This is a genomic window from Dyadobacter fermentans DSM 18053, from assembly GCF_000023125.1.
GTDB lineage: Bacteria > Bacteroidota > Bacteroidia > Cytophagales > Spirosomataceae > Dyadobacter > Dyadobacter fermentans.
This window is the reverse complement of the sequence record NC_013037.1, coordinates 270,638-284,911: the sequence shown is the minus strand read 5'-3', so window position 1 is coordinate 284,911 and position 14,274 is coordinate 270,638. Positions and strand designations below refer to the sequence as shown.

Sequence of the window (14,274 nt, the reverse complement as noted above, 5' to 3'; positions counted from 1 at the left end):
AAAGCATGCGAATACTCAATATTTGTGCATACACATGGGCAATCGGAGGCCCGGCCCGCATTATCTACGACCACACCACGGAGGTGGTAAAGCAGGGCCATCAGGTGGATATCCTGAGCCCGATGACGCCCGGCGAAAAGATGTACCCGGTGCCCGAGGGTGCGCGGCTGATCGCGGTCGCACGCACGACGCCCATCAGCAATGTCTATCGGGAGTTTTCCATCGATTTGTACAAATACCTCAAAAAGCACATTCACGAATATGACGTCGTGCACATGCACGGCATCTGGCATTTCGGCAGCCTGGCGCCCTTCCTGATCCCTTCCAGAGCTGTGAAAGTGATCACGATCCACGGGTTGCTCGATAAATGGGCCGTGTCGCACAGCAAGTGGAAGAAAGACCTCGTCACCATTTTATACCAAAAAAAGCTGCTCGGCCAGGCCGACCTCATCCAGATCAACAACACGGACGAGGAACAGGATGTGATCCGTTACCTCGGCTACCGCCCGAAAAACATGGTAATCGTGCCGAACGGCATGAAACTGGACGAGTACACGCGCTCGCATTTGCCTGAAAAAGGGCTTTTCAGGGCCAAATACGGCATTTCGCCCGACCAGCAAATGGTGCTTTTCATGGCCAGGCTGAATATTAAAAAGGGCCTTGACCTGCTGCTACCCGCATTTCAGCAGGTTCATGAGCAGCTGCCGCACGCGCAGCTCATCCTGGCCGGGCCCGACGACGGTTACCAGGCCGAAACGGAGGCATTCATCCGGAAACATCGCCTCGAAAACCGCGTGAAGCTCGTGGGAATGCTTACCGACACTATCAAAAAGGAGGCGCTAGCCGACGCCGACCTTTTCGTATCGCCTTCCTATTCCGAGGGTTTTTCGATCGCCGTGCTCGAAGCCATGACGTCCGGCGTGCCCGCGCTCGTATCCGACCGCGTGGGCTTTGGGGACTATATCGCGCGCTACGAAGCTGCCTGGCTGACGCCGCTCACGTGCGATGGCGTGGCCGAGGGACTTCTTAAAATATTACAAGACAAAACGTACGCGGAAGCGATCGCAAATCGAGCCTACAAGATGGTTACCGAAAACTTTGACATCCGGGTGGTTGCCAATCAGTTATTGGAAGAATACAAGAAAGTTCAAAAAAAGTAACTACATTTGCGGCCGAAGTAACCGCCAAAAGGCACCCGTTTTGTCATCCTCAAAGTATGATCGATTTATCCGTCATCATTTTAACACACAACGAATCCAAGCATATTGGGCGGTGCATTCAAAGCCTGTTGCAGGTTACCGATAAAATTTTCATCGTCGACTCGTTTTCGACCGACAATACCGTCGCCATTGCCGAAAGCCTCGGTGCTACCGTGGTGCAGAATCCCTGGGTTTCCTACGCATTCCAGTTCAATTTCGGAATCCGAAACAACCCATTCCAGACCCAATGGCTCATGCGCATGGACGCCGACGAGTACATTACGCCCGAGCTCGCCGCCGAACTGAACGGCTCGCTCGCGCAGGTGCCCGAAAGTGTTTCCGGCCTTTATGTGAAGCGCAGGGTGATTTTTATGGACAAATGGATTCACCGCGGCGGATATTACCCCATCTGGCTGCTGCGCGTATGGCGGCGCGGTCTGGGCATTTGCGAGGAGCTGTGGATGGACGAGCATATCAAGCTCAGCAGCGGCACGACGGCGCAATTACAGCACGACATCGTGGACCACACACTTAATAACCTCACCTGGTGGACGCAAAAGCATAACAATTATGCAATCAGGGAGGTAATAGACCTGTTGAACATTAAATATAACTTTGATGACAAGGAAACCGTCGAACCGAGTTTCTGGGGTACCCAGGAGCAACGTACGCGTTTCCTGAAAATCAAATATGCCAACATGCCCCTTTTTACGAGGCCGTTTATTTATTTCACTTACAGATACTTCGTCAAGCTGGGCTTCCTCGATGGAACGAAGGGGCTAATCTGGCACGTTCTGCAAGGGTTTTGGTACCGGTTCCTGGTGGATGCCAAAATTTACGAAGTGTACCACCGGGTTGGGCGCGACAAGGAAGCTATTGTAACTCATTTCAGGACGGAATATGGAAAAGATCTCAGGAACCCAAACCAATCTGTCCGTATATAACAACGATTGGTACAATCCGGGCAGCTTTCCGAAGCTGGTAACCTGGTATTTGATCAACCGGCTGTTTATTCACACACACATTCCCTACCCGTCGGCATTGAAAGTGGCATTGCTGCGGTTGTTTGGAGCGAAGATCGGGAAGGGCGTGGTGATCAAACCCAAAGTGAATATCAAATACCCGTGGTACCTGCACATCGGCGACCACGTCTGGATCGGCGAGGAGGTGTGGATCGACAACCTCACTTTGGTGATTATTGAATCAAATGCCTGCCTGTCGCAGGGAGCTATGCTGCTCACCGGCAATCATAATTATCGGAAAAGCACTTTCGACCTGATTGTGAAGCCCATCACGCTCGGGCCGGGGTCGTGGATCGGCGCCAAAGCCACGGTGTGCCCGGGCGTGCAGGTAGGTTCGCACGCGCTGCTTACCGTCGGTTCGGTGGCGACGAGCCATCTGGAACCATTCGGGATTTACCAGGGAAATCCCGCAAAATATGTCAAAACAAGAATTATAACCAGTTGAAAGTAACCATACTGACTGTTGTTTATAACGGTGCCGCGACGATCCGGCATTGCATCGACTCGGTTTTGGGCCAGGATTACCCGGACATCGAGTACATCGTGGTAGACGGCCATTCGAAAGACGGGACGCAGGAAATCGTACAATCGTACGGCGACCGGATTGCCCGTTTCGTGAGCGAGCCCGATGCCGGAATTTACGACGCGATGAATAAGGGCATACAATTAGCAACCGGTGATGTGATCGGGATATTGAACGCCGACGATTTTTATGCGTATCCGTCGGTGATCAGCGACGTGGCGGCGGCATTTGCCGCGGGCGATTTTGACGCTTCGTACGGCGACCTCGAATATATTGATGCAAATGATGCAACGGTCGTTCGCAGAAAATGGGTCTCAGGTGCATATAAGGTCGGCGCTTTCCTGAATGGCTGGATGCCCCCTCATCCTACTTTTTTCGTAAAGAAGGAAGTTTATCACACACACGGCCAATTCCGGCTGGATCTGGGCAGCGCGGCGGATTACGAACTGATGCTGCGTTTCGTGCACCGTGAAAAGATCAGGCTGGCATACATCCCTAAAGTCCTCGTGAAAATGCGCGCAGGCGGGGTGAGCAACAGCAATTTAAAGAATCGCATCGCCGCTAACCGGAACGACCGGCTGGCATGGAAAATGAACAATATGGAACCAAGGTTCTATACTTTGTGGTTGAAACCGCTGAGAAAAATTATACAATTTATCTAAGGATTGTAAGTGGCCTTGAGTATGTAAAACCATACGGTAAATATTTTGATATTCAGGTATTTGCATATTTCAATTATTGGTTTATATTTCGACATTTCGTACAGGATTTTTAACATCCGGCTCAACGCACTTCACTAATTTGACAGGCACTATGGAACTACAACTACCTCTTCAGATACTAACCGAAGGAAACGTCAATACGCTTGTCCACCATGACATCTATCAATGCCTCCTCTCGTTTTTGATCGCATGTTTTTTGTCTATCATCTCGATCCCCATCATCATTAACCTGTCGAACCTGCTGCATCTGACGGCCAAGCCCGGTTTCAGAAGTTCGCATGAGACGGAAACTCCTACATTGGGCGGCATCGCGATATTCGCGGCTACGCTCATTTCCTATTTCCTGTGGCCGCATTCAGAAAACATCCTGGACTCGAACCTGATCAGCCTCGCAATGACCGGCGTGATCATCCTGTTCTTTTTGGGGATTAAAGACGATATCCTGGCCGTAGACCCCACGAAGAAGCTCATTATCCAGATTTTTGCGTCGCTGATCCTCGTGGCGATGGGCAATTTCAAGGTCGATAATTTCTACGGCATATTCGGCATTCACGGCGTTTCGGACTTCATCAGCATTCCGCTTACCGTTTTCATCTTCATCGCGATCATCAACGCGATCAACCTCATCGACGGGATCGACGGCCTCGCGGGCGGGATAAGCCTCATTGCCGGACTAGGTTTCGGTATCTGGTTCATCGCCAACGACCATTTCTCGTTTGGCTGCCTTGCATTCGCGATGTCGGGCTCGCTGCTGGGTTTTCTGCGTTTTAATTTTTCCAAAACCAGCAAAATCTTCATGGGCGACACCGGTTCGCTGATCGTCGGATATTTACTATCAATATTCTCGGTTGAGTTCCTTTCGCTCAACGTCGGTTACCTGCACGATCCGAATGCTTACTTCAATGCACCGATCATCGTGATGGTACTGCTCATCGTCCCAATTTTCGACACGCTTCGCGTATTCATCGTCCGCATTTTCAAGGGTGGTTCGCCCTTCGTCGCCGACCGCAACCACATGCACCACATCCTGATCGACAACGGCCTGAACCATTTCTGGGCGTCGTTTACCCTATGGATGGTGACGATCATCAATACCACGCTCTTCTTTACATTCCACGGCGACATTACCAACACCGCTTCGTTCTACATTTACATTGGAATGTTCGGTTTATACATGGTATTTGCCTATTTTCTCAAAAAGCGCGTTGCTTCGGTGAAGGCCCGGAAAAAATTGGTTAAGAGCCCTTCGTTCACCGACGATGACCTTTCCACGTTCCAGTAAGCTCCGTTAATAACCGGTTGAAAAACTACCGGCAAAATCTCGTGAATACCTTCCCGGAATTCATTGCGATGAACCGAATGTTTGTACCTTGCACGAAACATCGTCAACTCAGGTATGAACAAAAAGATCAGAAAAGAAGACGCGCTATACTACCATTCCAAGGGTAGGCCAGGAAAAATACAGGTAATTCCCACCAAAGAAACGAGTACCCAACGCGACCTTTCGCTTGCCTATTCGCCCGGCGTGGCAGAACCCTGCCTGGAAATCGCCGACAATGTCGAAAATGCCTATCAATACACCGCCAAAGGCAACCTGGTAGCGGTAATCAGCAACGGTACCGCGGTGCTGGGCCTCGGCGACATCGGCCCCGAAGCTTCCAAACCCGTCATGGAAGGAAAAGGACTGCTCTTCAAGATTTACGCAGACATCGACGTTTTTGACATAGAACTCAATACCAAGGACGTCGATGAATTTGTAAGAACGGTCAAAATCCTCGAACCGACATTCGGTGGTGTCAACCTCGAAGACATCAAAGCACCCGAATGCTTCGAAATCGAAGCGCGCCTCAAAAAGGAGCTGAACATCCCCGTCATGCACGACGACCAGCACGGAACGGCGATCATCAGCGCGGCGGCTATGCTCAATGCATTGAAACTCGTCAACAAAGACATTAACGACATCCGCATCGTTGTTTCCGGCGCCGGTGCCTCGGCGGTGTCGTGTACCAAACTCTACCTTTCGCTGGGCGCCAACCCGAAAAACATCGCGATGTTCGACACCAAAGGCCATATCCACAATGGCCGGACGGATTTGAGCGATATGAAAAAGCAGTTCGCTACGGACAATGCTTACGAATCGCTCGAAGAAGCCATGGTAGGCGCCGACCTGTTCCTCGGCCTTTCCACCGCCGATATCGTCTCGAAAGACATGGTGAAATCCATGGCCAAAGACCCGATCGTGCTCGCAATGGCCAACCCGAACCCCGAAATACCGTACCCCGACGCCGTGGAAGCCCGCGAGGACGTGATCATGGCCACAGGCCGGTCCGACTATCCCAACCAGGTGAACAACGTGCTCGGTTTCCCGTACATATTCAGGGGCGCGCTCGACGTGCGTGCGACGGAGATTAACGAGGAAATGAAACTTGCCGCCGTACACGCCCTGGCCGACCTGGCCACCAAGCCGGTGCCCGACATTGTGAACCTGGCTTATAATGAGACGAATATTGTTTTTGGTAAAAATTATATTATTCCAAAACCGGTGGACCCTCGCCTGCTGACGACCGTAGCGCCAGCTGTGGCCAAAGCGGCCATTGAAACCGGCGTGGCACGGAAGGTGATTACCGACTGGGATGCCTACGAGCAGGAGCTGTCGAGCCGCCTCGGACGGAACGAGCAGATCTCGCGCGTGATCCTCAACAAAGCGAAACTGTCGCCGAAAAAGGTCGTTTTCGCCGATGCGGAAAACATCCAGGTGCTGCGCGCTGCCCAGCAGGTGCGCGATGAAGGCATTGCCACACCTATTTTGCTGGGTAATAAGGAAACGATCCTGCATTTGATCCGCGAAAGCAAACTCGACCTCGCCGACGTGGCGATCATCGACCCGCGCGCCGACGAAAGCGACCCGATGATCGAGCGGTATGCCGAGAAATTGTACGAAAAACGCAAACGCAAAGGCCTCACGCCGATCGAAGCGCGCAGGACGATGTATTTCAAAAGCTACTTCGGCTCGATGATGGTCGAAAACGGCGAGGCCGACGCATTCATTTCCGGCCTTACCCGAACCTATCCCGACACCATCCGTCCGGCATTGCACGTGATCGGCAAGCAGGAAGGTGTGAACAAAGTGGCGGGTATGTACATTTTGCTCACGCCGAAAGGGCCGCTGTTCTTCTCGGATACGACCGTGAACCTCGACCCGACCGTCGACGACATTGTCGAAATCACCGAACTCACTGCCAAGGCCGTCGAACAATTCAACATCCAGCCTCGCATTGCATTGGTAACCTACGCCAACTACGGCTCTGCCAAAGGCGCCGACGCCGAGAAAATGCGCGATGCCACGGCGATCCTCAAAAAACGGAACCCGTCGATGATCGTGGAAGGTGAATTGCAGGCCCACCTGGCGTTTAATACGCATCTATTGAAGGAAAACCACCCGTTCAGCGACCTGGTGGACGGCGGCGCGAACACGCTGATCTTCCCGAACCTTTCGGCGAGTAACATCGCCTACAATTTGCTGAAAGAAGCGGCCGAGCTCGAAACCATCGGGCCGATCCTCCTGGGCCTTAAAAAGCCTGTACACGTGCTGCAATTGGGTAGCTCGGTGCGTGAGATCGTGAACATGGTGGCGATTGCCGTAGTGGAAGCGCAGATGAAAGGTCAGTAGTGTTTTTGTGAAATATATTAAACCGAAAAAGCCCGGATCGCTCCGGGCTTTTTTGGTTATGACTAATTGATTATGGTTTCAGCTTCACAAACGAGGGATCGTACAGCTTCGAATGGATCTGTTTCAACTTCGCCTCGGGGAATTTGATCACCTTGCGATCGTAGGTCATCAGACCATTGATCTCCACTTCCACGTCGGTCGTTTGCGTGTAAACCGCCGCCGAAAGTCCTTTTTTGATCAACGGCTCGAACCGGTTGATAAACGACTCGTAGCGATTATACAGCTCCTCCTGGTTTTTGAAGCTCTGATACCCCCAGTTGTCTTTCTGCTGCCAAACGTGCTGGTCAACCGGCAGGCCCAACCCGCCGAATTCACCCAACACGATGATCTGCTTCTGGCCGAACAAATCGGGCCGTGGCATGACGGGTGCCGGGTAGTTGTGCAAATCAATAATGTGACCAACCGGCTCGAAATTACCGCCGCTGGCGCTGTTTACAAGGCGCGAAGGGTCGTACTGCATCGTCCAGTTCGTGATTTCAGCCGTTTTGAACTGCCCCCAGGCCTCATTGAACGGCACCCAAACTACGATCGAAGGAAAGAAACGGTTGGCATCCATAATCGCCTTCCACTCGGTCTTAAAAATGTTTTCCGACTCCGGCGTACGCTGCTTGTCGGTTTCGTTACCGGTAATGCCCGGGCGCATTTCCCAGTGGTTACCCATGTCACCGCTAGGCATATCCTGCCACACCAGCATTCCAAGTTCATCGCAATAGCGGTACCATCTTGCGGGCTCCACTTTTACGTGCTTGCGGATCATGTTGAAGCCCATTTCCTTCGTTTTGAGGATGTCGAACTTCAATGCCTCGTCGGTAGGCGCGGTGTAGAGACCGTCGGGCCACCAGCCCTGGTCGAGCGGACCGTATTGAAACAGGAATTTGTTGTTTAGCGTCATGCGCTGGATGCCGTTTTCATCCACCTGCACGCCAATTTTGCGCATGGCCGCGTAGCTTTTCACTTCGTCCACGGCCTTGCCGTTGCGCGTGAGGCTGACCGTGAGGTTGTACAGGTTAGGCGAGTCCGGCGACCATAGTTTCGCATCGCTGATGGTCAGCACGGCGGGCTGGTTAGCGGCAACTTCCTGTTCGGCGACCTTGTTCACGCCGTCCCAGGCAGTGATTTTCACCTTGTCGGAAGCGCCTGCATTGGCAACTTCGGTATTCACAGTGAGCGTTTGCTTGTCAATATCGGGCACCGGCGTTACGCGGGAAATGTGGCTGGTCGCCACTGTTTCCAGCCAAACCGTTTGCCAGATGCCCGTTACGGGCGTGTACCAGATCCCGTGCGGGTTCTTGATCTGCTTGCCGCGCGGTTGCGGGCCATCGCTGCTTGGGTCCCACACCTTTACGACGATTTCCTGCTGCTTTTTCTTTACGAGCAGGTCGGTAATGTCAAATGAGAACGGATCGTAGCCGCCCTGATGGCTTCCTGCGGGCTTGCCATTTACAAATACTTCTGCTTGCCAGTCCACTGCGCCGAAATGGATCAGCACGCGCTGGTCTTTCAGTTTGGGCGAAAAGTCGATCAGGCGCTGGTACCAGAGCACGCTGTCCTTCCCTACTGTTTTGCCCACGCCCGACAGTGCCGATTCCACGGCGAACGGGACCAGTATCTTTCCGTCGAATATGGCGGGTTTGGTGTCACCGGCGCTTTGAGGCACAATGGCATAATTCCACAGGCCGTTGATATTCTGCCAGTTCTGGCGTACCATTTGCGGACGGGGGTACTCGGGATGCGGGTTTTGGGCAACCACTTTTTCTGCCCAGGGTGTTACGATCTTGCTTTGCACGTACTTCCAATCGGTAGTTTGCTGCGCGAAAGCCGGACCGTACAGGCTGCCCAGGACGATGCCCAGGCTAAGCACTACTTTCTTCATCAGGTGTTCGGTTTTTTGGATAAATTTTGAGTTAGAACTACCAAAAGTACCGCCGGAATGCGCTCTACTGTCCAAAAAAAGCCCTTTCCCACGTGCCGGACCCGAACCCGCCGAATATCAGTCCGATAGCAATCCATGATTTAAGTTATTAGATTTGACATAATCACTCAAATTACTACCACATGAAAACACTATCCCTGACCCTACTGGCCGCGCTCTGCTGCATTGCGGCATACGCACAAGATTCTTCCGACAAGATTACCCTCGTGATACATGGCGGAGCAGGCACCATCACCCGCGCCAGCATGACACCCGAACGCGAAAAAGCTTACCGTGAAGGACTCGATCTGGCCTTGCAGAAAGGTTATGAAGTGCTCAAAAACGGCGGCACGAGCGTACAGGCGGTGGAAGCAGCCATTCATGTCATGGAAGATTCGCCGCTGTTCAATGCCGGCAAAGGTGCTGTGTTCACCAATGAAGGCAAAAACGAGCTGGACGCGGCCATTATGGAGGGCAAAACGCTGAAAGCCGGGTCGGTCGCTGGTGTTACCACCATTAAAAACCCAATTTCCGCGGCTATTGCGGTGATGGACAAATCCGTTCACGTGATGATGGCGGGCAAAGGCGCGGAGCAATTCGCCAAAGAGCAGGGACTCGAAATCGTCGATCCCTCCTATTTCCACACCGACGTACGCTACAAGGCATTGGAACGCGCGAAAGAACAAGAGAAAACGGAGCTGGATCATCATGGGAAGGAAGGTAAAAAAGCGGATGGAGGAAATGACGAAAAAAAGATCAGGACGGCCCCGAAATCGGGACATAGGTCTGTGGACGACCTGATTTTTACAGAAGGAAAGAAGTTTGGGACGGTGGGTTGCGTAGCGCTGGACCGGTATGGTAACCTTGCTGCCGGCACTTCTACGGGCGGGATGACTAATAAACGCTACGGCCGCATCGGCGACGCGCCCATTATCGGGGCTGGAACGTATGCCAACAATGCCACTTGCGCCGTGTCGGCGACCGGCCATGGGGAATATTTCATCCGCTCGGTTGTCGCGCACGACATTTCGGCTTTGATGGAATACAAAGGTATGAGCGTGGCCGACGCCGCGAATGAAGTGGTGATGAAAAAGCTCGTCGAACGGGGCGGAGAAGGCGGGGTTATCGCCGTGGACCGCAACGGCAACATCGCCATGCCGTTCAACAGCGCAGGAATGTACCGGGGCTACATCAAAGCCGATGGCAAGCGCGAAATATTGATTTATAGGGATTAACATCACCTATCATCCCAAGCCGATTCCGCCTCGGCACTTTTTTTGTATTTGTTTGAAAAAAAACCATACAAAATCGGGCGTTTCCGGCGTTCTGGACATATATAGTTTTGTAACCTCACGGCTTCTTTTCCTCTCATATGAAATCAGTTTACTGCATTCTCTTACTGATCCTCCTGTCCGCGTATGCGCACGCGACGCACCTGCGGGGCGGGGAAATTCTGGCGAGCCATGTCTCCGGACAGACCTACAATATCAAAGTGCGGCTATATCTCGACATGCAAAATGGGGAAGGTGCTGCGAACGCGCTCAATGCCATAACGGCGTGCCTCGGCAACGGCGACACGAAAGATATTCCCAGGACGTCGCTTACATCCCTGTCCACCGGTGTTTCGGTCGGCGAATTTGAAACTTCCTACACCTACGCATCCTCCGGAATTTACCAGATCTCTGTCGCGCTCGATAACCGCAGCGGCCAGATGCTGAATCTCCCGAATGCGCAGATGACGTCCCAGTTTCTCTGGACGGTCATTGATACGCAAGCGCCTAATTCAACCCCCGTGCTTCCCTACCTCGAAATGGTGGCGGGCGCGAAGCAGGTTTTTTCCGTAGAGCTCAAACCATCCGTTGCCGATAACGACAGCATTACGATCCGAGTGGCGCGGCTCAGCAAACCTTCGCCGGGAACCTGCGGTGTGCGGATGCTGGATCATAGTTACCGTTTTCCGAACGAGGTAAGTTCCCGCGGGACTTTCCGCATTGAGCAGAACAAGCTCGTGTGGACGGCGCCGGAAGTGCTGGGCAATTACCTGTTTGCGATGGTGGTTGTGGAATGGCGGAATGGGGCCAAAATCTCGGAAAGCTACCGTGAAGGCATGGTGACGGTGATCGACAGGCCGGGTGAAACGGTGGAAATACCCGCTTACGAGTCGTCTGAATTTGGCGGCGTGGTTACTTCCATTCCCAATGTAGATTCGCCGGAAGTTTCGATGGCGATAGAGGCTTATCCGGTGCCTACCGAGAGCTTCGTAACCGTGAAAGCGTACAGCAAGCAGCGGGCAATCATCCGTTTGCAACTGATCGATATGAACGGCCGCGTCCTCCGCGAAATAGCGACCAAAGTCCCCGAGATTGCGATCCAGCAGGAATTTGACATGCGAAATCTCGTGAGAGGTGTGTACCTCATCCGCGCGAGCAACGAAAAGGACGCTGTAACACAGAAAGTATTGAGATAAAATTCCCTTCCTGTAATGGTGAGGGAAACGAATTTCGTCCTATGGATATAGTTGTTTTAGGTGAAATTCATTTTCACGTATTACCATAGGTTAATTATGAACAGAAAAGCGGCAGGTTGAATGACCTGCCGCTTTCTTTTGTCCATTAATGTTGGCTTTAATTGCCCATATCCTCCTCCCGCGGCTCCACGTCGAGCGCGATCTTGTCCTGGAACAAACGGCTTTTCAGGAGCATCTCCTTGATCATATTCGCGTGTGAAAATGTGATCATGTGCCCCGCATTGTACAAGAATATGTATTGCGCACGCTTGCTTTTGATATGTCTCTTGGCAAAATCGATGTTCGTAGGGTCGGCGATCCAGTCGTTTCCGCCCTGGATGACCGTCGTGGGAACGTCGATTTTTTCCCAAACAGGCAGGAGTTTGCGAAGTTCGTCGGCGTGGCTGTATTTCTCGGCGGTGGCGGCGTTGAATGCCCTGGGCAGGAAGAGCTGTACAAAGCTCATCCGTCCCCATTTCGAGAACCAGAAGAAGCGCTCGGTTTCAGGGTCGATCACGGGCGAGACCATGATCAGCTCCTTCACCTGGTCCGGGGCCATGGCCACCAGCTTGGCGGCGATCGGCGCACCGTACGAACGGCCCAGCACGATTACCTTCTGGCCACTTTTATTGAGCGAAAAGACGGGCAGCAAGGCGTTGGCCTGGGTAGCGATGGAGGTGACGTACCGCTTCTTTTTCAGCCGCGATTTACCATAACCCACCCTGTCGACGGATACAATGTGGAAATGCTTTTGCAGGTCCTCATCGTCCATCAGGTTCATGTAACCCCAGAGCGAGCCGGGCGCACCGTGAATGAGCAGCAGCATCGGGAGTGTATCGGGCCCCATGCTGGCCAGACTGAGTGAAAGTGTGTCGTTCTTGATGAATATTTCCTTCGGTTTGACCTTTTTATCAGCATAATGCCTCCTCACTTCCTTGGCCGAAATAATGTACCGCGAAAAGCAGGAGCTCAGTGAAGCAGATAAAAAAAGGAACAGGATAGCCGAACGAAGTAATTTAAAACTTAACATACGTCGTAAAGAATCTTGCCTTATTTCCTAAATTCACAGGATATTTCAATATACGATTTTATCAGGATAAAAAACTGACAATTGGCCTTTTTGAAAAAGAAAACGCCACTTTTAAAATTTTTCAATCCATTTCGTTGTTGGATATGCAAATGAAATGCCAGCAATAGGTTAACGGTCTATTTCAACCTCTATTTTAATGACAGCCACCCACCAAGCAGTTTTTTTTGAGCGACTTACCGCGCAGAATGAAAAATACAGGTACAAGCTGCCGTCCAGGCAGGACGCGGGGAAATTTATCCAGAACCTGATCAACTTCCTTTTCCCGATCAGTAAGGATTGCCCCAGCTGCCCTGCAAAGGACCTGGCGATGAAGTATGCCGACTTACGCAATGATCTGAATTGCATGCTGCAACCGCTGCTCCCTCAGCTCAATCGCGACACGCAAGAAATCCTTGATGAGGTGTTTGCGCAGATCCCGGGCATTTACGAATCGCTGCTGACCGACGCCAAGTCCATTACCGACAACGACCCCGCTTCGGTGAGCATCGAAGAGGTGATTTCGGTGTACCCGGGCTTTATGGCCATTGCTACTTATCGCTTCGCGCATTCGTTTGCCAAATGCGGTATTCCGCTGCTGCCGCGCATGCTCACGGAGTTTGCCCACAGCCAGACGGGCATCGACATTCACCCGAATGCGACCATCGGCCATTCATTTTTCATCGACCACGGCACAGGCGTCGTGATCGGCGAAACAACCCATATCGGCAATAATGTGAAGTTGTACCAGGGCGTAACGCTCGGCGCGACGCACGTTTCGAAGTCGCTTGCATCGCACAAGCGGCATCCGACGATCGAGGATAATGTGGTGGTGTATGCGAATGCAACCATTCTGGGCGGGGAAACCGTGATTGGCCACGATTCCATCATCGGCGGGAATGCCTGGTTAACAAAAAGCGTACCTCCATTTTCGCTGGTTTATCACCAGAGCAAAATAGAGATACGCCAGCATTCGGCCCCTTCTGTTACATAATACTCCGGATAAATCTCCGGATGCCTTCCATATACACAGGCTCAGCCTGCGGAAATGCGTAACGTGGCTGTGTAGTCATGGTAATGCTGATAAACCCGAAAGTGAGGCACCACCATTCATAATAAGTCTTCGTAACGAGCTCCCCGGATTTCGGACGGAGCCCTGCGATCATTTCCCAAACCGGGTTATCCTTGATGCTCATCGCGTGGCCATAAGCCTTTTTCGAATCGCAATAAGCGCCTTCGAGGTTGAACATCACCTGGAAAACCTCCGGGTTTTCGACGGCGAAATGCCAGATCGTCTGCGCCACTTCCACGAGCTGCTTCTGCGGGTTGCTGAAATGGCCTTTTATCTTCACGAACTCCGCCTGCAAATAATCGAAACCTTCCATACGGATGGCTTCCAGCAGTTTGTCCTTGCTTTCGAAATATTCGTAGAGAATAGGCGGGCTGTATTCAATCACATCAGCAATTTTGCGAATCGAAACAGCCGTCCAGCCATCTTCCCTGGCAATGTCCTTGGCTGTTTTCACGATGTCTGAGCGTACCTGTATTCTAAGCCGCTCTCTTCGCTCTACTATTCCCATGCTTAAAAGTGTCT

At 52.1% G+C, this 14,274-nt stretch carries 12 protein-coding genes; 9 read left to right on the top strand and 3 right to left on the bottom strand.

Annotated features, from left to right (window positions below; translation table 11 throughout):
• Nucleotides 1-5: 5 nt before the first annotated feature.
• The 6 genes from DFER_RS01240 (at nucleotide 6) to DFER_RS01215 (ending at nucleotide 7,136) form a co-directional block, all read left to right on the top strand.
• Nucleotides 6-1,160, top strand: a complete 1,155-nt coding sequence (locus DFER_RS01240) for a glycosyltransferase (protein WP_012779872.1) — start codon at nucleotides 6-8, stop codon at nucleotides 1,158-1,160.
• Between the two features lie 56 nt (nucleotides 1,161-1,216).
• Nucleotides 1,217-2,143, top strand: coding sequence for a glycosyltransferase family 2 protein (locus DFER_RS01235; protein WP_012779871.1), 927 nt, complete (start codon nucleotides 1,217-1,219; stop codon nucleotides 2,141-2,143).
• Nucleotides 2,100-2,666: a putative colanic acid biosynthesis acetyltransferase gene (locus DFER_RS01230; RefSeq protein ID WP_012779870.1), complete on the top strand. Its 567-nt coding sequence runs from the start codon at nucleotides 2,100-2,102 to the stop codon at nucleotides 2,664-2,666. The genes DFER_RS01235 and DFER_RS01230 overlap by 44 nt, the downstream gene beginning before the upstream one ends.
• Nucleotides 2,663-3,406, top strand: coding sequence for a glycosyltransferase family 2 protein (locus DFER_RS01225; protein WP_012779869.1), 744 nt, complete (start codon nucleotides 2,663-2,665; stop codon nucleotides 3,404-3,406). The genes DFER_RS01230 and DFER_RS01225 overlap by 4 nt, the downstream gene beginning before the upstream one ends.
• Nucleotides 3,407-3,557: 151 nt before the next feature.
• The gene (locus DFER_RS01220) at nucleotides 3,558-4,748 is read left to right on the top strand and encodes an MraY family glycosyltransferase (RefSeq protein WP_012779868.1); all 1,191 of its coding nucleotides are present in this window, start codon (nucleotides 3,558-3,560) and stop codon (nucleotides 4,746-4,748) included.
• 114 nt (nucleotides 4,749-4,862) lie between these two features.
• Nucleotides 4,863-7,136, top strand: coding sequence for an NADP-dependent malic enzyme (locus tag DFER_RS01215; RefSeq protein WP_012779867.1), 2,274 nt, complete (start codon nucleotides 4,863-4,865; stop codon nucleotides 7,134-7,136).
• Between the two features lie 70 nt (nucleotides 7,137-7,206).
• Here the strand turns inward: DFER_RS01215 and DFER_RS01210 are convergent, their stop codons facing one another.
• Nucleotides 7,207-9,069 carry a glycoside hydrolase family 2 protein gene (locus tag DFER_RS01210; RefSeq protein WP_012779866.1) on the bottom strand — a complete coding sequence of 621 codons (1,863 nt, stop codon included), beginning with the start codon at nucleotides 9,067-9,069 and terminating at the stop codon, nucleotides 7,207-7,209.
• A 182-nt stretch (nucleotides 9,070-9,251) separates the two neighbouring features.
• Between DFER_RS01210 and DFER_RS01205 the strand changes: the two genes are divergently transcribed.
• Together DFER_RS01205 and DFER_RS01200 are read left to right on the top strand one after the other, a co-directional pair.
• On the top strand, nucleotides 9,252-10,343 hold the full coding sequence (locus DFER_RS01205) for an isoaspartyl peptidase/L-asparaginase family protein (protein WP_012779865.1): 1,092 nt from the start codon (nucleotides 9,252-9,254) through the stop codon (nucleotides 10,341-10,343).
• A 137-nt stretch (nucleotides 10,344-10,480) separates the two neighbouring features.
• Entirely contained in the window at nucleotides 10,481-11,575 is a 1,095-nt protein-coding gene (locus DFER_RS01200; protein ID WP_012779864.1) for a T9SS type A sorting domain-containing protein, read from the top strand.
• Between the two features lie 157 nt (nucleotides 11,576-11,732).
• Here the strand turns inward: DFER_RS01200 and DFER_RS01195 are convergent, their stop codons facing one another.
• Nucleotides 11,733-12,644: an alpha/beta fold hydrolase gene (locus DFER_RS01195; protein WP_012779863.1), complete on the bottom strand. Its 912-nt coding sequence runs from the start codon at nucleotides 12,642-12,644 to the stop codon at nucleotides 11,733-11,735.
• 196 nt (nucleotides 12,645-12,840) lie between these two features.
• Between DFER_RS01195 and epsC the strand changes: the two genes are divergently transcribed.
• On the top strand, nucleotides 12,841-13,674 hold the full coding sequence (gene epsC, locus DFER_RS01190) for a serine O-acetyltransferase EpsC (protein WP_012779862.1): 834 nt from the start codon (nucleotides 12,841-12,843) through the stop codon (nucleotides 13,672-13,674).
• Here the strand turns inward: epsC and DFER_RS01185 are convergent.
• Nucleotides 13,667-14,260 (bottom strand): TetR/AcrR family transcriptional regulator, encoded by a 594-nt coding sequence (locus tag DFER_RS01185; protein WP_012779861.1) that lies wholly within the window; start codon nucleotides 14,258-14,260, stop codon nucleotides 13,667-13,669. The two genes, epsC and DFER_RS01185, sit on opposite strands and share 8 nt — an antisense overlap.
• Nucleotides 14,261-14,274: the final 14 nt, after the last annotated feature.